The following is a 17,604-nucleotide window of genomic DNA, read 5'->3' as shown; positions in this document are numbered from 1 at the left end:
GGTTTTTGCTATGTGTCTTTTACTTTCCTCCGCTTGGTAGTGTGCAATGCGAACCTTGGAGCTGCGCATCTTCTACGCTACTTTTTTGTAATGAAAAGGTTGGCAGTACGCATAAAAAAGCCCGCTGAGCAGCGGGCTTCTCTCTCGCATGAATGCTTAACTCTGTTTCAGTCCCTGCGCAATGCGATCACCGATGTTCTGATCGATCTTGCGCCAATAGTCCAGAGAGCGTGAAAGAACGGGTTCCTCTACACCGTCACTAAGGTGTCCAACCACATTCGACACCAGACGTTCTCGTGCGGCGTCATCCATTACCTCACGGACCAATGTGCCTGCTTGACCAAAGTCGTCGTCTTCCGCGTGCAGCGTGTAAGCCTTGCGCACCATGTCCCCGCTCGTGCTCCACGTATCTACCGGTGGGTTGAGCGTTGGGTCTGCCGCCGGGCCGCCTTTGGAGTTAGGGGCATAAACGGGATCGGTTACGTTGTCCATGCGCATCGCTCCGTCTTTGCTGTAGCTGTTAACGGGCGACTTGGGACGATTTACCGGAATTTGCTTGTAGTTGACGCCCAGCCGAGCGCGGTGAGCATCGGCATAAGCAAAGATCCGTCCCAGCAACATCTTGTCGGGGCTGACACCAATTCCTGGGACCAGGCTGTTCGGCTCAAATGCGGCCTGTTCTATTTCGGTATGGTAGTCGGTGGGGTTGCGATCCAAGGTCAGTTTGCCGACTGGGATTAGTGGATAATCGCTGTGCGGCCAAACCTTGGTGAGATCAAAAGGGTTGAAACGATAGGTTTCGGCGTCTTCGAAGGGCATGATCTGCATGTGCAGCGTCCAGCTCGGATGCTCGCCTCGCTTGAGCGCGTCATAGAGGTCGCGGGTGTGATAATCCGCATCCTGCCCTGCGAGTGTGTCGGCTTCCTCTTGAGTGAGACACTCAATGCCCTGATCGGTCTTGAAGTGATATTTGACCCAGAATTTCTCGTCCTTGGCATTTACCCACATGTAGGTATGGCTGCTATAGCCGTTCATGTGGCGCCAGGTTTTCGGGATGCCACGATCCCCCATTAGCCAGGTAACCTGGTGAGCTGATTCAGGGGAGAGTGACCAGAAGTCCCATTGCATGTCGTGATCACGCAGGTTGGTATCCGCGCGGCGTTTCTGTGAGCGAATGAAGTGTTGGAATTTCATCGGGTCACGAATGAAAAACACCGGGGTGTTGTTGCCCACCATGTCGTAGTTTCCCTGGCTGGTGTAGAACTTTACCGAGAATCCTCTCGGGTCGCGCCAAGTGTCCGGGCTACCGCGTTCACCCGCGACGGTAGAGAAGCGCATCAACACATCGGTCTTGGTACCGGGCTGAAATACGGCTGCCTTGGTGTAGGAGCTGACGTCATGGGTTACCTGAAAGTGACCAAAACCGCCGCCGCCCTTTGCATGCGGTTGGCGCTCTGGTATGCGCTCGCGATTAAACTGCGCCATCTGCTCAATCAAGTAATGGTCATGCAACATGATAGGTCCGTCTGGACCTATGGTAAGTGAGTGCTCATCACTGGATACCGGAATACCGGCATCATTGGTTGTGGGTTTTGTTTTCTGGTCAGACATCATCAGGTCTCCACTGTCATTGTTCTGGTGCAGGCTGCGATCGCTCGCGGGTTTTCGCCTGGCCAGTACGTCACTCGTTGCTTCTACACGAGGCACCTAATGATTGGAGTCGTTTGCTGTCTAGAGTTCAGTGCGCGGAGTTCAAAACTGTGTTTGTCCAAGGTTGCCGGCAGTTTTGTGTTTTTGGAGAGGGTGCAATGACCAGGGCAGCAGCGTAGAGCTATTGCTTAACCTGTGGATGGCGGTTGAGCGAGCAGGCTAGAGATAGCGCTCGGTTGCTGTTTCTCGGAGTTCAAGCGCCGGGCCTGCCGGTTTTATTAGCCGACATGCCCGGTTTTGGTTGCTGCGCTCAGACTGGCTTCTGCTCATCTGTGCGCTCGGTTTTGCTTTCCCCAGCACTTGCGCTGGCGGTGCTGCTCTGGCTAGTGCTGCTGCCTTGCAGGTTGTTGGTTCGCTGCTTGCTGTCATCTGCTTGTGCGATCGGGCTTGAAGCAAGGAAAGACGCAACGATCAGTGCAGAAAGATTTCTCATGATGCTCTCCTAATGGTTTCAGTTGGCGTCTTCTGAGCATGGCGCTAGCTTGAAATATTATGAAACTGTTTCCCGTGATAGGATTCAGGGCTGTCAGTCATTTCACCGCTAAGGCCATGTTCGATAGGCCGTTGATGTCCACTATAGGGGGGCGGCATAGTGTCGCAGTAGCTCTATTTTACGCTACACACCGTTTCTTTTTTGGAAACAGTTTTATCCTTTCTGGTGACATTAGCTATTTTTTCGCTCTTCTTCTGCAGCGGTTTTTGCTTGATGTTCAGTCGTTGCTGCGCTGGATTGACCTGCTACGCGCTGCAGCATTTGGTCGTAGTGTTCGCTGCCATCTTCTGCCAGAGCAACCGGGCTAGTGGCAATAAAGGATGCGATAACTAAAGCGGATAAACTTCTCATGGTATTTCTCCTGGTGGGGCGAAGGCCGGAAAATGCTTGAGGTGGTGCGCTTTACTGTTTCCAAAGCTGAACTAGCATTAAAAGCAGTGCTTTCTTTTAAAGCCGCGCTGGGTGGCCTTTAGTGGTTATTTTATTACCCTGGTTATAGTGCCGGTAGCCCGGGATATCCCTACGCAGTGTTTCCATTTTCGCAACGAGAGGTGCGCGGTGCAGGATTTGAATGATCTTATTTGCTTTGCCCGTGTAGTTCGTTTTGGCGGTTTTGCGGCAGCGGAGCGCGCTACCGGTGAGCGAAAGTCCAAGCTCAGTAAACGGGTGACACGCTTGGAGCAGTACTTTGGTACGCGCCTTATCGAACGCTCAACCCGTAGCTTTCGGGTTACCGATATGGGGCGAGAGGTGTATCGCCAGTGTGAGGCCATTGTTGACCGGCTGGAGGCGACTGAGGCTCTGGCTATGACGGCCAAGGATGAGGTGCGCGGAATCGTTCGTGTGAGCTGCTCTTCCGGGATGATGGAGTATTTGGGACGCGAAGCGCTGGTTGAATTCATGCGGCGCTACCCTGAGGTGCGTCTGCAGTTACTGCTGTCCAGTCAGCGGGTAGATTTGATCAAGGAGCGTATCGACGTCGCCTTTCGGGTCGCGACTCGTTTCGATACGGATCAGTCTCTGGCTATGCGCTCAATTGGCGTTAGCTCGCGGATTTTGGTGGCCAGCCCCCAACTGCTGGCGGACCACGGTGGTAAGCCTATGCAGCTGGAGGAGTTGGCCCAGTTTCCGACGCTGTCGGTGGGTGAGATGCTGGAGCGTGATCGCTGGGAGTTTGCCAACGACAACGGTGAGACCCGCGCGCATGCGCATGTGCCGCATTTCAGCTGTGGCGACATGCAGTTGCTGTGTGACTCCGCGGTTGCTGGCTTGGGGGTGGTGTTGCTGCCAGAGCATGTCTGTGGCCCTGAACTGAAGCGGGGCAGGTTGGTCCATATCCTGCCAGAGTGGCATGCCGTTGAGGGGAATATTCATATGGTCTTTACGACCCCCAAAGGGATGTTGCCGCCAGTGCGCGCTTTTATTGATCATTGTGTTGAGATTTTCGCCCAGCGCCGTTGAAGTCCCGGGCATTATGCATGTCTTGGCATGCGCGCCAATTTACCCATAATGCCCGGTGTCGCAGCGTCAATTTGCGCTGAGCTAATTCAGGAGAAACGGATGGCTGCATCGCTTCCATTGTTACAGTGTTCGCTGCGTTACATTGCCATCTACCTGTTATTGGCGGTGTGCTTTGGCTTCATTCAGGTATGGTTTGATTTAACCCTGGGCGCGCTTGCTACCTTGGCTACGCTTGCCGGTGCCAGCTGTTATGTGGCGTTTTGGGTCGTCCGTCGGCGAGCCTCAGCTTTGACGAGCGCTGACGCGTTCAAGCTGTCGCTGTGCTCGGTACTAATGACGCTCCTTTTCGTAGCGCTGATAGTCGCGCTGCTGCTGTTGCGCGACGACCTGCGTGGTTATCTCGCGCTCTTTGATCGTACAGGCTTGCTCTATGCGGGCTTGCTGGTGTTTTCGTACTTGTGCATGGCTCTTCTACTGCAGTGGGTGCTGTATTACCTATTCGCGCGGCTGCATTACCGTGTTATGAAGAAAGGCGACGGGGTGAACTCGCCTGCTGTGACCGAGGGACATTCATGAGTTGGTTTGATGAGGTGATACTGGAAACCGATCTGGTGCAGCTGAGACCCCTGCGTGCGGCGGATAGCTCTGCGTTGGTGAAGGCGGCAGCAGACGGCCGACTTTGGGAGTTGTGGTACACCCAAGTGCCTGGCACCGAGACCATTGACGATTATGTGGGGTATGCCCTGCGGGAGCAGGCTGCCGGCCGTGCTTTACCTTTTGTGGTGGTTGAGCGCAGTAGTGGGGAGGTCATAGGCACTACCCGCTACTGTAATGCTGAACCGGAGAGTCGAAGGTTGGAGATTGGTTACACCTGGTACGCGAGCCGGGTACAGCGCAGTGCCGTCAACACACAGTGCAAACTGGCGCTGTTGACTCATGCCTTCGAGCAATTGGGCGCAATCGCAGTAGAGTTCCGCACCCATTGGCACAATCAGGCCTCGCGCGCGGCCATCGCACGGCTCGGAGCCAAGCAGGATGGCGTCCTGCGTAACCACCGACTGGAGCCGGATGGCGCGCGACGCGACACCGTGGTGTTTTCTATTCTTGATAGCGAGTGGCCGTCGGTGCGCAAGTCACTGCAGTTCAAATTGGACCGCCGCTCTGCCGGTTAATCGATAGCGGCGGAGCCCAGGGTAGTGGGGCGAGGCCACCTACGTGGCGCGTTACCATAGCGGAGATCAGGCTGATGCCGCGATTGTTCATCGGGTTTGAGTTGCCCAGGGTGCAGGCTGATGCCTTGGCCGCACTGGCTGAGCCCGCCCCTGCTCTGCGCTGGCAAACTCCGGCGCAACTGCATCTGACCCTGCGCTTTCTTGGCGAGATGAGTAACGCTCAGAGCTGCGAGGTGCAGCAGGCTCTGTCCGTTCTTTGCTGGCAGGCGCTTGATGTGCAGGTCAGCGGTGTCGGGTATTTCGGCCCACAAGCAAGACCGAGCATACTCTGGGCTGGCGTTGCCGATAACGCCCCGCTGCATGCGTTGCGAGCTAAACTGGACCTGTTGTTGGCGACGCTGCTGGCACCTGATTCTCAGCACTTTGTGCCACATGTGACCCTGGCGCGTTGCGGCAGCGGCGCCGGTCATTCGGGCCGCTTTCTTGCGCGGCATCGACAGCTGAAGTTGCCGTCCTGGAGGGTAAGCGAGATATGTCTGTTTACCAGTGAAGCGAGTGACAATGGCTCGCGTTACCGCGTAATAGCGCGTTATCCCAGTACCCTGCCTGTGGAGATGTCTGATGACGCCCCTGATCAAGCGCCTTGAACTGGACAGAGAATATTATTTTGCAGAAGGCTGCTATATCAACGAGCTATCGAATGCTGAGCACGATCCAGCGGTGTCGATCGCGCGGGCGCGCGTTCCGGTGGGCGTGACTACCCGCTGGCATGCCTTGACTGGCGTGGTGGAGCGTTACCTGATTGAGGCGGGGCAGGGCGAGGTCTATCTCGATACGCTGGCACCGCAGCGGGTCTCGGCAGGCGACGTGGTATTGATTCCGGCGGGTTGCGCGCAGCGTATTGGTAATACCGGCGACGATGAGCTGGTGTTTCTGGCTATTTGCTCACCGCGTTTTCAGCCGCAATGCTATCAAGATCTGGAGTCTTAGCCAGGCTGGTCGACCGAGTTGATCTCTTTCTGCGTCAGAGCGCGATACTGGCCCGGCTGCAGTGCCGGGTCCAGCACGATGGCACCCATGCTTTCACGGTGCAGTGCCACCACCTGGTTACCGACTGCATGGAACATCCGTTTGACCTGATGGTAGCGCCCTTCATAGATGGTCAGCCGGGCTTCGCAGGGGCCCAGTCGCTCCAATTCTGCGGGCGAGGTAGTTAGCTGTTCGGTGGTCATATAGATGCCGTTGGCAAAGCGCTCGGTTGTTTCCGCGCTGATCGGGCGTAAGGTCGTGACGCGGTAGGTCTTGGGCAGCTTGATGCGGGGCTCGGTCAGACGTCGTGACCAGAGGCCATCGTTGGTGAGGATCAGTAGCCCCGAGCTGCCGCGATCAAGGCGACCGCCAATGTGCAGCTCCTCACGCAAGGGCGAGGGCAGCAGTTCCATCACGGTGGGATGTTGTGGGTCAGTGGTCGCACTTAGGTAATCGACCGGCTTGTGCAGCATTACAAAGTGCGCTTCGCGGGCCTGCAGCAGCTCGCCATCCAGGCTGATGGGCACGAACTGATCGACTTCGTGACGCGGATCGTGGGTCAGTTGTCCGCCTACCTGCACATGGCCGCTGGCGATCAGCAGACGCGCGGCCTGCCGGCTATGGGCGGTGTGGTTGCTGATAAAACGATCGAGTTTCATGGGGCGATTATACCTGCCGCGCCCAGGCCGAGGGTCAATCGTTGCCACGCTCCCATTCCGGCGGTCGCCACAGATGCGCCAGTCGCTGACGCAGCGGCCCCGGCTGGCGCATATCACGCGCCAGGTCACGATACTCGTGCAGCCAGTGCATCCATAATCGATTGTTGTGCTCTGGCGGCCGCGTAATGCCGTACTCGATGGGCTGGTCCGCTCGTTCGCGGGTGAAGCTGCCGAACAGGCGATCAAAGATAATAAATACGCCGCCATAGTTGGTATCGACATAGCCTGGATTACGCGCGTGATGTACCCGGTGGTGATTAGGGGTATTGAAGATGTACTCGATAACCGGGTGCAGGCGGCCAACCAGGGTGGTGTGAATAAAAAACTGGTAAACCAGGGACAGCGCGTAACAAACGCCTATCCACACTGGATTGAAGCCAATCAGCGCCAGTGGCACGTAAAACAGCCAGCCGCCGTTGAAGATATTGGTCGCGTTCTGGCGCATCGCGGTCGAAAAGTTCATGCGCTCGGAGGAGTGGTGCGTTACGTGGGCAGCCCATAACCAGCGCACGCGATGCGAGCTGCGGTGCATCCAGTAGAAGCAGAAGTCAGTCAGCAACCAGAGCGCCAGCGCAGTGAACAGGTTCAGCGGAATGTCGAGCAGCCGGTGATGATAGGCCAGGGCGTAAACCGGAAAAGCGATAAGCCCGGCAAAGAGCAGTTCGGTGGTTTGATAACCCGCGCCCAGCGCAAAGTTGCGTATGGCCTCACGCCCATCGACCAAGGTCGGGTTGTGACGAATCTTCAGGTACTCCCAGGCAAACACGGCAATGAATACCGGTGTTGCCAGCAGAAATACCAGTTGGCGCTCATCCATCGCCAGCCAGCTTAAGCCGCTGTCCGCGAGCATCTGTTGCATCATCTCGAACAAGCCCATGAGGCCGTTACTCCCTGCTTTTTAGCTTGGTTATAGTTGTAATACTGAACCTAACGGGAGCTTGCCTCTTGACTTTATATGTCGGATTTTTGACTCTAGACGACAAAAGTGGAGGTGCATTATGGCGACACCATTGCGAGTCACCGGTGCCTGGGTGCAGCTGTTGACTGACTGGCTCGATGCGCAGCAACTGCCCGCGCCGGAGTTGCGCCTATTGCTGGACAGTCGAACTGGTGCAGATCTGGTGCCTATGCCGTTGTGGCAGTCCATGCTGGCGCAAGCGGTGGCGCTTCGACCAAGCGAGCCAGCAGTTGCGCTGAATATAGGCGCGCAGGCTAAACCGAGGCATGTAGGGGTGCTGGGTTACCTGCTGCTGGCTTGTAACAATCTTGCTGAAGGTGTGGCTGCTTATCAGCGTTATGAGCGCTTGTTTTACGGCGAAGACCTGGTGCAGGTAAGTGCCTCGACTAACGAGGTGGCACTGGTCTGGCCAGCACACGCCTCGACCGGCGAGCTCGCAGACAGCGTCGCCATTGCTGCTCTGCTTAGCCTGCTGCGACATTTGCTGACGATGCCACCGGTGCCTCTGAGAGTGAGTTTTGCTTTTCCAGCGCCGGGTGATGCGCAGGTAGTTGCTGCCTACGAGCAGTTCTTCGCATGCCCTGTGCTTTTTTCGGCCGCCTGCACCGAGGTGGTTTTTCCGTCCAGCGTGTTAACGCTGACGTTACCGCATAGCGATCCCAGTGTGCGCCAGCTACTCGACCGGCAGGCACAGGCGGCGCTCCTGGCGCTGCCGGAATCTGATGCATTTGCTCGCGCTTTGCAGCAATGCATGCTGCGATTGTTATCAGAGGGTAGCTTGAACTTGCCGCGGGTGGCGGCAGAGCTGCATATGTCGGTTCGTCATCTACAACGACGCCTGGAGTCGCGGGGTCAGAGCTGGCGCGGGTTGCTGGATGATCTGCGGCAACAGTTGGCAAAGCAATATCTGGCCGATCCTGGCTTGCTGCTCAGTGATGTTGCGCTGCTGCTGGGGTTTTCCGAGCAAAGTGCGTTCAACCGAGCGTTTCGTCGCTGGAGTGGTGAAACGCCTTTGAGTGCGCGTCGCAGGCTGTTGCGGACGGACTGATGGCGTTACAGTATCGTAACGTTAATCAAGGATTGCCTATGTACGCCATCGCCTCTTTAGCAACACTTCTGGTTGCCCTTTTACACGCTTACTTCCTGCTGTTGGAAATGTTTTTCTGGGACAAACCGCTGGGACTCAAATCCTTTGGCCAAACACCTGAGAGTGCCGCCGCGACCAAGGTGATGGCAGCAAATCAGGGCTTGTATAACGGGTTTCTGGCCGCGGGTCTGATTTGGGGCGTGGCCCTGGGACCGGCGGGCGACGGCATCAAGCTGTTCTGCCTTGGCTGCGTGATCATCGCCGGGGTATTTGGCGCCCTGACCGCTAGCCGCAAGATTCTTTATGTACAAGCGGCTCCAGCTGCACTCGCGCTGGTTCTTGTGCTCTTGTCCTGAGCTTTGTCGTGCTGACTGCACTAGACTCGAAGCAGGTTTCTACTTTCTGGTGGATTGGTTGAATGCTGACTTATTACCGCTCATTGCTACAGTCTTTGTTTGCGATGCTGCTGATCGGGATTCTGGTGGTCGAGGTATTGATGTGGCAGATCGATGTCTCTGCCCGCAGTCAGTCTGCCCAGCAGCTATTGTCTCGCGGCGCAGACGTGCGCAGCGTGCTGGAAACCAGGCTGCGCGACGGTATCTATTTAACCCGAGGACTGGTGTCCTTCCTGCATAGTCAGCAAGGATTGCGTGATCAGAAAAACGTCGAAGACTGGCTGGCCAGCATGCTGGAGGAAGTCGATTACCTGATCAATATTGGTATTGCGCCGAATAACCGCATCGAGTTGATTTATCCTCGCGAGGGTAATGAGGCGGCGTTAGGTCTTGCCTATAGTGATGTGCCCGCTCAGTGGAGTGCAGTGCAAGAGATCATGAGCACAGGTAAGCCCGTTCTGGCCGGACCTCTGAATCTGGTTCAGGGCGGCAGCGGGTTAGTATATCGCTCGCCGGTCTATCTCGATGGTCGTTACTGGGGGCTGGTCAGTACGGTGATGGATGCGTCTGCTTTGCTTGGCATCCTTGACACCGAGCCGCGCTGGCAGGACCTCAACGTGCAGCTTCAGCGCGGGCAAGACAGGCGCGCAGAAACCTTTACCCGTATATGGGGCGCGGATCTGATACCGGGCTTGCCGCAGCAGGCCATGTTGATCGAGTTGCCGAGTGTGACCTGGCGTTTGATTGTGCAGCCGCGTTCAGAGCAAACTCACGGCGTACTCTACCGCGTCGGTTTATACGTGCTGCTATTGCTTATCCTGCTGGCTGTGGGCTACACCAGTGCCGCTCATATTCGGCAGCGGCGCGAGCGTGAAATGTTGCGCGCCGAGTCGGAGAAGATGAAAAGCGAATTCATCTCAACCATTAATCACGAGTTGCGTACGCCGCTGACTAGCATTCTTGGCACTTTAAGCTTGCTGCAGGGCGGTGTCGTAGGGGCGCTATCCAAGGACGCGGAACGCATGGTGCTGCTCGCCAAACGTAACGGCGAGCATTTGCTCAAACTGATCAACGATCTACTGGATATCGACAAACTCGTGGCTGGCAGCATGCAACTTGAGCTGCAGGACTTGGAGCTTGATCAAATTCTACCGCGCGCTGTCCAGGAGCTGGACGGGGTTGTGCGTCAGCGTGATCTGAGTATTGAGTACGAGAATCCTTTCAGCGATGCGCGCGTGCGAGTCGACCCCACGCGGTTTAAGCAGGTACTGGATAACCTGCTATCCAACGCTATCAAGTTTTCGCCACCAGGCGCAGTCATTCATGTGCAGGTCAGGAGCGTAGAGGATGGTGCGCGCTGGCGAATAGAGGTCAGAGACCATGGCGGCGGTATGCCGCTGGGCTTTCAGGATAAGGTGTTCGAGCGTTTCACTCAGGCTGACAGCAGCTCGCAGCGCCGGGCGGGCGGAACCGGGCTGGGTCTGGCTATTACGCGCGGGCTGGTAGAGCAGATGGGCGGGGAGATCGGTTTTACCAGTTCGGACGCCGGAACTTGTTTTTATGTGTTGATGCCGGCTTTGACGGACGCAGCCGGCATCGAGACGCCAGCGTGATCGAGACAAGTGGATTTAATCTAGGGAGATGTGATGCATAGCAAATTGACAGCCAGGGAAATAAAGGCGTTTGTACCCGCGCAAGACTATGTGAAAAGCAAGGCGTTTTATCGTGATGTGGGCTTTGAAATGGCCTCTGATATGGGCGATGTAGCCTACTTTCGTCTTGGCGAATGCAGCTTTCTGTTGCAGGACTTTTACCAGCCGGCGCTGGCTGACAATTTCATGATGCATCTGTTGGTTGACGATGCACGGGCCTGGCACATTCATCTAGAAAAAGTAGGTCTGACATCACAGTATCATGTGCAGCTCTCTGAATTGGTTGAGCAGCCCTGGGGTATGCTTGACTTCACGCTGACTGATCCTAGTGGTGTGCTTTGGCGTATAGGCCAGAACCTGTGAGTCAATAAGGCATGGATTTACGTAACTATTTGCTTGGCAAGCCAGAGGCGCAGGAAGACTTTCCTTTTGGCCCGGAAGCGGCGGTATTCAAAATCCAGGGCAAGATGTTTGCTCTGCTGGTCGAGCGTGCTGGTGTCGCCAGTATCAACCTGAAATGCGACCCTGAACAGGCGATCGGATTGCGCGATCTATTTCCGGCGGTTACTCCCGGCTATCACATGAACAAACGCCACTGGAATACGGTCCGAGATGATGGTTCGGTTCCAGCGGGGGAGTTGCAGCGCATGGTTGATCATTCTTACGCGTTGGTTGTGCGGGGACTGACGCGGGCGCAGCGTTTGGGGCTGGAAGCGAGGCACGGTAAGGCTGCGCTTTATGCGGATCAGCTTGAGCGCTAAGTCAATGCGGCTCCGTGATGGGACCGCAGCGGATAGTGCTGCCTGCGCTGCTTTATTTACCACAGCAGTGCACCAGTTGGCATCCAGTCACTATAACGCGCAACAATGCGAAGCCTGGGCGCCGCTTAAACCGGATGTAACACGCTGGCAGAAGCATCTGGGCAGTCTGGAGTTGCTGTTGGCCGAGGACGCTCAGAGGCTGCTGGGCTTTATTGGTTATGCCCATGATGGGCACATCGACCTGCTGTATTGCGCGCCGCGCGCTGCACGCAGTGGCGTGGCCAGCACACTTTACCTGGCAGCAGAGCAGCGCCTTTTCGCGCAAGGCGTGACGAGGCTGTTTACCGAAGCCAGCATGCTGGCGAAGCCATTCTTTCACCAGCAGGGCTTCAGCGTGATTGCACAGGAAGAAGTGCAGCGCGGCGAAGGGGTAACGCTACTGCGTTATCGCATGCAAAAAATACTGGATTGAGGTGGCAAGCTGCTTGGCATTGCTACCAGCGTACCGCTATCTTTGTGCCTTCAGGTTTAAGGGAATAATAATATGAATGCCCAACTCATTTTGCTGCCAGTGCTGCTGCAGATCGCTCTGACGCTGGCAAGCTATGTTGCGCTGGCTCGGGCCAAAAGCAAGGCGCTGGCCTTGGGTCAGGTTGACGAGGTTCGGCGGGCGTTACACAGCGACGCATGGCCCGACAGCGTTATCAAGATCAATAACAATATCCGTAACCAGTTCGAGACGCCGGTGCTCTTCTACGTGCTGGTCCTGGTGCTACTGAACCTGGGGGCAGTGGGCTGGTTGACGCAGTTGCTGGCCTGGTTATTTGTACTCAGTCGGATCGCTCATACCCTGGTGCATACCGGAACCAATCAGCTACCTCTGCGCCGCCGCCTATTCACCTTTGGTTGTGTCGTGCTCATATTGATGACTGCGCTGGCTGCCTGGGTGTTGGTGATTGGCTGATGGCCGGGTTTATGGATTTGCTGCGCGGTCGAGGCCGCGTGTACCTGCTGGAGGCGGTACTCTGCTTCGGCAGCTTGGTACTGTTGCTGGGAATGGGGTTGGTGGCATTGCCGATGGCATTTGCCGAGGGAGCCGATCCGCAGTTTGCCTGGCAGCTGGTAGCGATGCTGGCGCTCGGGTTTATTGGCCTGTGGGGAGCAACCCAGCTGGTGCTCAAGGTGGCTTATCCGCAGCGTCAGGTGGCCAAGCCGCAGGCGATAGTGATTACCCTGCTGCTGGGTATAGCAGCACTATTGTTGTTTCATCAATTGATGGCCTTGTCGCGGGCTGCCACCATGATGTTGGTAGTGCTGCCGTTGCTGGGGAGTGCGCATTTTCTATTTTTGGGCCGCGATTACCTGGTGCGTAAGCGCTGACCTTTAGTTGACAGCTGCAGGCTGATCCGGTCGACTACAAACTTTGTTTTCTCTTCTCGGAGTCTGCTGCTGTTATGTCTTCCTATACCCACGAACCCCGTTTGCTCTCTATCAATGCTGGCTCAGCGCAGCCTTTGCAGATAGGCAATCGGCATACCCGTACCGGTCATTTCAAGCAACCGTTGCAGGGTGTGGTTGCTATAGGCGCACAGGGCATCGAAGGTGACTTTATTGCCGACCTCAAGCATCACGGCGGCCCGGATCAGGCACTCTATATTTATAGCCAGGAAGATATCGACTGGTGGAAGCAGCAATTGCAGCGTGATCTTGAACCGGGTTTCTTTGGTGAGAATCTGACAGTTTCGCATTGGTGGCCAACACTGCGAATCGGTGACCGTCTGCAGGCGGGTGAGTTGCTGCTGGAAATTACCGCGCCACGTATTCCCTGTTCTACGCTGGCGGCCCGGGTCGACGACAAGCTATTTGTTAAAGCTTTCGCTAAGGCCGAGCGCTGTGGGGCTTATGCGCGTGTGTTGCAACCGGGCAGCATTGAGGCGGGCGAAACGCTGACGGTAATCCAGGCGGATGTAATCTATCCGACCATTAACGAGGTGTTTCGCTACTGCCATTCCAAGGGGCATAACCTGGACTTTGTACAGCGGGTGCTACAATCGCCTGTCGCAGAAAAGATGCGAGTAGAGATGGAGGAGCGCAGGTCTGCGGCGGAAAAGGCGACGGGCCAGCTGCCAGGGCTTTGAGTTCTGCTCGCCTGGTGCGTTGAACGCACTAGCGTGGCAGCGTGGCCAGCAATAGTGCCCGATAGATGCCTTCACGTAGGCCGCCAGTCTTGCTCAACTTCATACGCTTTAGCGCCACTTGCTGGCGGCTGCTGGCGCTGACCCGCCAACCTTGCCAAGTTAACTGTAATAGTGCTCGCTTGCTGCCGATCTGGGTTTTTAATGCGCTCAGTGCCTGCGCCAAATCCTCTTCTTCTACACTCATTCCGCTGCCCAGCGGAAAGGCGGGTAGCTCACCCGGTTGCTGCATTGTGCGCAAGCTGGACTCAAGCTGCGCAGGGGTATTGCGGCGGTAATGCTCCGGCAATCGGTAAGCTGGGGGCAGCTTGCCCGCCTGCTTAGCCTGTTTCATTAACGCCGGTTGAAAACGCGCATCGCTGATCGACAGCATGGCATCAATTACCTCAGCATCACTTTTGTCACGCAGGTCAGCGACGCCGTACTCGGTCACGACCAGGTCGCGCAAGTGCCGTGGAATAGTGGTGTGCGGATACTGCCAGCAAATGTTGGAGGAGACCTTGCCGGCCTGAGTACGTGTTGCGGGTAGTGTGATGATCGAGCGCGCATCGTCCAATGCGAACGCCTGGGCCACAAAGTTGTATTGGCCGCCGACACCGCTGATCACCTGCGCATCGGCCAGGCCGTCGGATACCACTGAGCCGGTCAGCGTGACCATCAGGGCGCTATTGATGAAGCGCGCGTGTTTGCGCGCCTGGCGCTTGCCAGGTTCATCGCCGTATAGGCTGTTGGTGTAAGAGACCGGCATCATGGCGATCTTGGCGCGCGTACTTGCTGGCAGGCGCTGCAGGATCTGATAGAGCACGGGGCTGCCGATGAAAAAGCCGGCATGAATCAGTTTGCCCTCTACCTCGCGCTTGATGACGCCTGCCTCAATAAGCGTTAGAAAGCCTTCGACCAGCATCTCGGTAACGCCATAGAGCCCCTGTTCAAAGGGATGGCAGTGGCGATCCTGCAGACTGTCTTGTTGCTCCAGTCTTTGCAGTAATGCGCGGAAGCGCTCTGGTTGCTGCTGGCGCAGACGCAAGGCATAGGCGATGGCATCGCCAATCGAGCCGATGCCAATTTGCAAGGTGCCGCCATCGACGATCAGGCTAGCGACCCGCAGGCCGATGGCGTGGTGCTTGGTAGCTGCCGGGCTGTGCGGCGGGGTGAATAGCGCAAACTCGTACTCTTCGCCCTGCAGCAGTAGATCGAAGTCGCTGGCAGGGCGATCGGCAGAGCCGCCCATGAAAGGTAGCGCGTGGTTGACCTGTCCCACGCTGAGCATGCGTAGCTCGCCACGTTGGCGCTGTTCGAGCAAATCGGCGCTGATGTCCGGGTTGCAGCTGAGACTATAGCGAGCGGGCTGCCCGTCAGTTAAGGTCTCACCGGGTGTGACCAGCTGCAGAATCAGGTTTACCTTCCAGCGCAGCAGCGTTGCCAGCGCGTGGGTGTAATTGAGACTGGTGTATTGCTGTTGCGCTAGCGGCACGCCCAGCCAACCGCCAGGCTGCAAAAAGAACTCACGGACGGTGATATTGCTGGGTAGCTCCCCGCTGCGCAGCGCTCTGGCGTATTCAAGATCGGGATAGCCAGCAAACAGCCGTGCAGACAAAGGACCGATAAAGCGTTGTTCCAGCTCGCTCTTGGCGCTGGGTTTTTCTAGCGTCAGGGCGGTACAGATGGTCAGGGATATATCAGGGTTGGCCCGCGCCCGATGATACAAGGCGTTGATCAGGTGATTGGCTTTGCCCAGCCCGAGTGGCAGGCCCACCACCAGCTCATTGCCGAGGCGCTTGAGGATTTCATCGACCAGCGCTTCGGCTTTGTCAAAGCGCTGCGGCACTTCACTCATCCGGTGCGGCCGTCCAGCCCGGAGCAGTCCAGCCTGCGTCTGGCGTGAAGCGGGGGCCGTGTTTTTCACTTAACTGCTGCAATTGCTGCTCAATGGTATCAAAGCCCAACTGCTCGGCGTACTGCATGGGGCCGCCGCGGAAGGGAGGGAAGCCGGTGGCGAAGATCATCGCTCCGTCGAGCTGGTCGGCATCGTCAATGACCTTTTCGCGCAGGCAGGCCATGCATGCATTGAGCATGGGTAGCAGCAGGCGCTCCTGGGTGCCGCGCGGGGCCTGCTTACGGCGGTATTTTTTCTGCACTTTGCCGTGTTTCCAGCGGTATATGCCTTTACCGGTCTTGCGGCCCAACTCGCCTTTGCTCACTTTGCTGCGCAGCCACTCAGGTGCTTCGGGCAGGTTGCTGTCGAGTTGCTCGCGCAACATATCGGCCACCCCCAGGCAGATATCCAGCCCAACCTGGTCGGCCAGCTCTAGCGGCCCCATCGGCATACCAAAATCGATAGCTACCTGGTCAATAGCTTCGGCGCTCAGTCCCTCATCCAGCAGGCCGATGGCTTCTACCAGATAAGGTGTGAGGGCGCGGTTGACCAGAAAGCCGGGATCGCTGCTAACCGGGGCTGGCAGGCGGTTGATCTGGCCAACAAAGGTGCTGGCGCGCTCCAGTGCACTGCTGCGCGCGGTAGAGTGGGCAACTACCTCTACCAGTTGCATCTGCGCCACCGGATTGAAAAAGTGAATGCCGACCAGTCGGCCCGCATCAGCCAGCCCGCTGCGCAGCTTGTCCAGGGCGATACTTGAGGTGTTAGTCGCCAGAATCGCATCCGGTTTCATGCGCGGCTCTATCTCGGCATACACCTGCCGCTTTAGCTGCAGATCTTCGGGTACCGCTTCCAGCACCAGATCAGCTACTGCCACGCCGCTATTGTCCGGATCGGGAATCAGGCGGTCGAGGATATCGCGGGTTTGTGCCGCGCTGCGGTGCTTCTTGCGGCAGAGTTCAGTCAGGTTGCTGAGCGCTTTGCCAATGGCTTTAGGTTCGGTATCAAACAGGCTGACGCGCAGCCCCTGTAGTGCGCACCAGCCGGCAATATCGCCGCCCATGGCACCGGCACCGATAACATGCACATGCTGGACCGGTGCGGGTTTGTGCCTGCCCTTGCCTGGATCGCCCAGCGCCTTGAGCTGTTCGCGCAGAAAGAATACGCGTACCAGGTTACGTGAGCTGGGTGTATTCAGCAGATGGGCGAACGAATAGATCTCGCGGTGTAATACCTGATCCGGACTATTGCCGTGGCGTTCCCAGAGCTTGATCAGTGCCTGCGGTGCCGGGTATTGCTGGGGCGCGACCTTGGCGTCTGCCTGTTTGCGCATGCGCCAGGCCGCCAGGCGTCGAACCCAGTCAAGGCGGAAGGGGCGCGCGCGCAGGTTGCGTCTGTCGACCGTTATCTGCTTATCCAGCACTGCGGTGACCGCCTTGCCTATGTGGCGTTCTTCCAGCAGCTGATCGATCAGCCCGAGCTGGCTGGCCTGCGCGTCGTGAATAGTGCGACCGGTAAGCATCATGTCCATGGCCACCAACGGATCAATCAAATCCGGTAAACGCGCGGTTCCGCCGAGACCGGGGTGCAGCCCCAGCAGCACTTCAGGTACGCCAAAGGTGGCTCCTTTGACCGCCAGCCGGTAGTCGCAGCACAACGCCAGTTCCAGCCCGCCGCCGAGCGCTGCGCCGTGGATGATGGCGATGGTTGGACAGCTCAGATCAACCAGGTGCTGAGCCAGCAAATGTGCCTCGACCAGCTTGTTGATGACGTCGGGTTCGGTGTGCAGCTCACGGAACTCGCTGATGTCGGCGCCTACGCAAAAGCTGCCGGGTTTGGCCGAGCGGATGACCAGTGCGCTGGGCATGTCACTCTTGAGCGCGGCGATAATTTCGCTGAATTCACGCAGTACCGCTTCGGAAAGCACGTTGGCGCTGCTGTCGGCCTTGTCCATCAGTAACCAGGCGACGTTTTGCTCGTCACGTTTCAGGTGCCAATGCTGCCAGCGGCGTGGGCTGACCTTAAGCTCGGCTGGGCTGAAGGGGCCTATTTCCATGCGCCGGGCTGCCAGAGCAGAAAGGACGGAGGCGGTCATC

The 17,604-nt window shown here is 57.1% G+C and carries 21 protein-coding genes; 14 read left to right on the top strand and 7 right to left on the bottom strand.

The window, feature by feature from the left end; genetic code table 11:
- Positions 1 to 156: 156 nt before the first annotated feature.
- The 3 genes from H4J77_RS10215 to H4J77_RS10205 form a co-directional block, all read right to left on the bottom strand.
- Positions 157 to 1,611 carry a catalase gene (locus tag H4J77_RS10215; RefSeq protein ID WP_182248231.1) on the bottom strand — a complete coding sequence of 485 codons (1,455 nt, stop codon included), beginning with the start codon at positions 1,609 to 1,611 and terminating at the stop codon, positions 157 to 159.
- A 349-nt stretch (positions 1,612 to 1,960) separates the two neighbouring features.
- Complete coding sequence (locus tag H4J77_RS10210) at positions 1,961 to 2,143, bottom strand: hypothetical protein (protein WP_182248229.1); 183 nt, start codon at positions 2,141 to 2,143, stop codon at positions 1,961 to 1,963.
- Between the two features lie 231 nt (positions 2,144 to 2,374).
- Positions 2,375 to 2,554: a hypothetical protein gene (locus H4J77_RS10205; protein ID WP_182248227.1), complete on the bottom strand. Its 180-nt coding sequence runs from the start codon at positions 2,552 to 2,554 to the stop codon at positions 2,375 to 2,377.
- Between the two features lie 216 nt (positions 2,555 to 2,770).
- Between H4J77_RS10205 and H4J77_RS10200 the strand changes: the two genes are divergently transcribed.
- The 5 genes from H4J77_RS10200 to H4J77_RS10180 all read left to right on the top strand — a co-directional run bounded on the left by H4J77_RS10200 (position 2,771) and on the right by H4J77_RS10180 (position 5,826).
- A complete protein-coding gene (locus tag H4J77_RS10200) occupies positions 2,771 to 3,664 on the top strand; it encodes a LysR family transcriptional regulator (protein ID WP_218565768.1) in 894 nt (297 codons plus the stop codon).
- 99 nt (positions 3,665 to 3,763) lie between these two features.
- Positions 3,764 to 4,240 (top strand): ABZJ_00895 family protein, encoded by a 477-nt coding sequence (locus H4J77_RS10195; protein WP_182248225.1) that lies wholly within the window; start codon positions 3,764 to 3,766, stop codon positions 4,238 to 4,240.
- Positions 4,237 to 4,836 (top strand): GNAT family N-acetyltransferase, encoded by a 600-nt coding sequence (locus tag H4J77_RS10190; protein WP_182248223.1) that lies wholly within the window; start codon positions 4,237 to 4,239, stop codon positions 4,834 to 4,836. Before H4J77_RS10195 ends, H4J77_RS10190 begins: the two co-directional genes overlap by 4 nt.
- Positions 4,837 to 4,910: 74 nt before the next feature.
- Positions 4,911 to 5,483, top strand: a complete 573-nt coding sequence (gene thpR / locus H4J77_RS10185) for an RNA 2',3'-cyclic phosphodiesterase (protein WP_182248221.1) — start codon at positions 4,911 to 4,913, stop codon at positions 5,481 to 5,483.
- Positions 5,458 to 5,826 (top strand): cupin domain-containing protein, encoded by a 369-nt coding sequence (locus tag H4J77_RS10180; RefSeq protein ID WP_182248219.1) that lies wholly within the window; start codon positions 5,458 to 5,460, stop codon positions 5,824 to 5,826. The genes thpR and H4J77_RS10180 overlap by 26 nt, the downstream gene beginning before the upstream one ends.
- On the opposite strand, the gene H4J77_RS10175 is transcribed toward H4J77_RS10180, so the two are convergent.
- On the bottom strand, positions 5,823 to 6,524 hold the full coding sequence (locus H4J77_RS10175; protein WP_182248217.1) for a pseudouridine synthase: 702 nt from the start codon (positions 6,522 to 6,524) through the stop codon (positions 5,823 to 5,825). The genes H4J77_RS10180 and H4J77_RS10175 overlap by 4 nt on opposite strands.
- A 34-nt stretch (positions 6,525 to 6,558) precedes the next feature.
- Positions 6,559 to 7,461, bottom strand: a complete 903-nt coding sequence (locus tag H4J77_RS10170; protein ID WP_182248215.1) for a sterol desaturase family protein — start codon at positions 7,459 to 7,461, stop codon at positions 6,559 to 6,561.
- A 121-nt stretch (positions 7,462 to 7,582) separates the two neighbouring features.
- Between H4J77_RS10170 and H4J77_RS10165 the strand changes: the two genes are divergently transcribed.
- The 9 genes from H4J77_RS10165 (at position 7,583) to H4J77_RS10125 (ending at position 13,575) form a co-directional block, all read left to right on the top strand.
- A complete protein-coding gene (locus H4J77_RS10165; RefSeq protein WP_182248213.1) occupies positions 7,583 to 8,590 on the top strand; it encodes an AraC family transcriptional regulator in 1,008 nt (335 codons plus the stop codon).
- A gap of 38 nt (positions 8,591 to 8,628) precedes the next feature.
- Entirely contained in the window at positions 8,629 to 8,985 is a 357-nt protein-coding gene (locus H4J77_RS10160; protein ID WP_123889946.1) for a DUF1304 domain-containing protein, read from the top strand.
- 62 nt (positions 8,986 to 9,047) lie between these two features.
- The gene (locus tag H4J77_RS10155; protein WP_182248211.1) at positions 9,048 to 10,637 is read left to right on the top strand and encodes an ATP-binding protein; all 1,590 of its coding nucleotides are present in this window, start codon (positions 9,048 to 9,050) and stop codon (positions 10,635 to 10,637) included.
- 33 nt (positions 10,638 to 10,670) lie between these two features.
- A complete protein-coding gene (locus H4J77_RS10150; protein WP_182248209.1) occupies positions 10,671 to 11,039 on the top strand; it encodes a VOC family protein in 369 nt (122 codons plus the stop codon).
- A gap of 11 nt (positions 11,040 to 11,050) precedes the next feature.
- A complete protein-coding gene (locus H4J77_RS10145) occupies positions 11,051 to 11,437 on the top strand; it encodes an MmcQ/YjbR family DNA-binding protein (RefSeq protein ID WP_182248207.1) in 387 nt (128 codons plus the stop codon).
- Positions 11,438 to 11,441: 4 nt separating this feature from the next.
- Positions 11,442 to 11,909 carry a GNAT family N-acetyltransferase gene (locus tag H4J77_RS10140; protein ID WP_182248205.1) on the top strand — a complete coding sequence of 156 codons (468 nt, stop codon included), beginning with the start codon at positions 11,442 to 11,444 and terminating at the stop codon, positions 11,907 to 11,909.
- 72 nt (positions 11,910 to 11,981) lie between these two features.
- The gene (locus H4J77_RS10135) at positions 11,982 to 12,401 is read left to right on the top strand and encodes an MAPEG family protein (RefSeq protein WP_182248203.1); all 420 of its coding nucleotides are present in this window, start codon (positions 11,982 to 11,984) and stop codon (positions 12,399 to 12,401) included.
- Positions 12,401 to 12,817: a hypothetical protein gene (locus H4J77_RS10130; RefSeq protein WP_123889952.1), complete on the top strand. Its 417-nt coding sequence runs from the start codon at positions 12,401 to 12,403 to the stop codon at positions 12,815 to 12,817. The genes H4J77_RS10135 and H4J77_RS10130 overlap by 1 nt, the downstream gene beginning before the upstream one ends.
- Before the next feature lie 74 nt (positions 12,818 to 12,891).
- On the top strand, positions 12,892 to 13,575 hold the full coding sequence (locus H4J77_RS10125) for an MOSC domain-containing protein (protein WP_123889953.1): 684 nt from the start codon (positions 12,892 to 12,894) through the stop codon (positions 13,573 to 13,575).
- Positions 13,576 to 13,603: 28 nt separating this feature from the next.
- Here H4J77_RS10125 and H4J77_RS10120 read toward each other — a convergent pair whose 3' ends face one another.
- Together H4J77_RS10120 and H4J77_RS10115 are read right to left on the bottom strand one after the other, a co-directional pair.
- A complete protein-coding gene (locus tag H4J77_RS10120) occupies positions 13,604 to 15,469 on the bottom strand; it encodes an acetyl-CoA hydrolase/transferase C-terminal domain-containing protein (protein WP_218565769.1) in 1,866 nt (621 codons plus the stop codon).
- On the bottom strand, positions 15,462 to 17,603 hold the full coding sequence (locus H4J77_RS10115) for a 3-hydroxyacyl-CoA dehydrogenase NAD-binding domain-containing protein (protein WP_182248201.1): 2,142 nt from the start codon (positions 17,601 to 17,603) through the stop codon (positions 15,462 to 15,464). The genes H4J77_RS10120 and H4J77_RS10115 overlap by 8 nt, the downstream gene beginning before the upstream one ends.
- Position 17,604: the final 1 nt, after the last annotated feature.

It is taken from the genome of Pseudomonas sp. 5Ae-yellow (genome assembly GCF_014077575.1).
Lineage (GTDB): Bacteria > Pseudomonadota > Gammaproteobacteria > Pseudomonadales > Pseudomonadaceae > Halopseudomonas > Halopseudomonas neustonica.
Note: the sequence above shows the minus strand (reverse complement) of the source record. Positions and strands in the feature narration are given on the sequence as shown.

Bases quoted from the DNA above. Each gene is read 5' to 3' on its own strand.
- H4J77_RS10215 (WP_182248231.1), bottom strand. From the start codon at position 1,611: ATGTCTGACCAGAAAACAAAACCCACAACCAATGATGCCGGTATTCCG.
- H4J77_RS10210 (WP_182248229.1), bottom strand. From the start codon at position 2,143: ATGAGAAATCTTTCTGCACTGATCGTTGCGTCTTTCCTTGCTTCAAGC.
- H4J77_RS10205 (WP_182248227.1), bottom strand. From the start codon at position 2,554: ATGAGAAGTTTATCCGCTTTAGTTATCGCATCCTTTATTGCCACTAGC.
- H4J77_RS10195 (WP_182248225.1), top strand. From the start codon at position 3,764: ATGGCTGCATCGCTTCCATTGTTACAGTGTTCGCTGCGTTACATTGCC.
- H4J77_RS10190 (WP_182248223.1), top strand. From the start codon at position 4,237: ATGAGTTGGTTTGATGAGGTGATACTGGAAACCGATCTGGTGCAGCTG.
- thpR (WP_182248221.1), top strand. From the start codon at position 4,911: ATGCCGCGATTGTTCATCGGGTTTGAGTTGCCCAGGGTGCAGGCTGAT.
- H4J77_RS10180 (WP_182248219.1), top strand. From the start codon at position 5,458: ATGACGCCCCTGATCAAGCGCCTTGAACTGGACAGAGAATATTATTTT.
- H4J77_RS10175 (WP_182248217.1), bottom strand. From the start codon at position 6,524: ATGAAACTCGATCGTTTTATCAGCAACCACACCGCCCATAGCCGGCAG.
- H4J77_RS10170 (WP_182248215.1), bottom strand. From the start codon at position 7,461: ATGGGCTTGTTCGAGATGATGCAACAGATGCTCGCGGACAGCGGCTTA.
- H4J77_RS10165 (WP_182248213.1), top strand. From the start codon at position 7,583: ATGGCGACACCATTGCGAGTCACCGGTGCCTGGGTGCAGCTGTTGACT.
- H4J77_RS10160 (WP_123889946.1), top strand. From the start codon at position 8,629: ATGTACGCCATCGCCTCTTTAGCAACACTTCTGGTTGCCCTTTTACAC.
- H4J77_RS10155 (WP_182248211.1), top strand. From the start codon at position 9,048: ATGCTGACTTATTACCGCTCATTGCTACAGTCTTTGTTTGCGATGCTG.
- H4J77_RS10150 (WP_182248209.1), top strand. From the start codon at position 10,671: ATGCATAGCAAATTGACAGCCAGGGAAATAAAGGCGTTTGTACCCGCG.
- H4J77_RS10145 (WP_182248207.1), top strand. From the start codon at position 11,051: ATGGATTTACGTAACTATTTGCTTGGCAAGCCAGAGGCGCAGGAAGAC.
- H4J77_RS10140 (WP_182248205.1), top strand. From the start codon at position 11,442: ATGCGGCTCCGTGATGGGACCGCAGCGGATAGTGCTGCCTGCGCTGCT.
- H4J77_RS10135 (WP_182248203.1), top strand. From the start codon at position 11,982: ATGAATGCCCAACTCATTTTGCTGCCAGTGCTGCTGCAGATCGCTCTG.
- H4J77_RS10130 (WP_123889952.1), top strand. From the start codon at position 12,401: ATGGCCGGGTTTATGGATTTGCTGCGCGGTCGAGGCCGCGTGTACCTG.
- H4J77_RS10125 (WP_123889953.1), top strand. From the start codon at position 12,892: ATGTCTTCCTATACCCACGAACCCCGTTTGCTCTCTATCAATGCTGGC.
- H4J77_RS10120 (WP_218565769.1), bottom strand. From the start codon at position 15,469: ATGAGTGAAGTGCCGCAGCGCTTTGACAAAGCCGAAGCGCTGGTCGAT.
- H4J77_RS10115 (WP_182248201.1), bottom strand. From the start codon at position 17,603: ATGACCGCCTCCGTCCTTTCTGCTCTGGCAGCCCGGCGCATGGAAATA.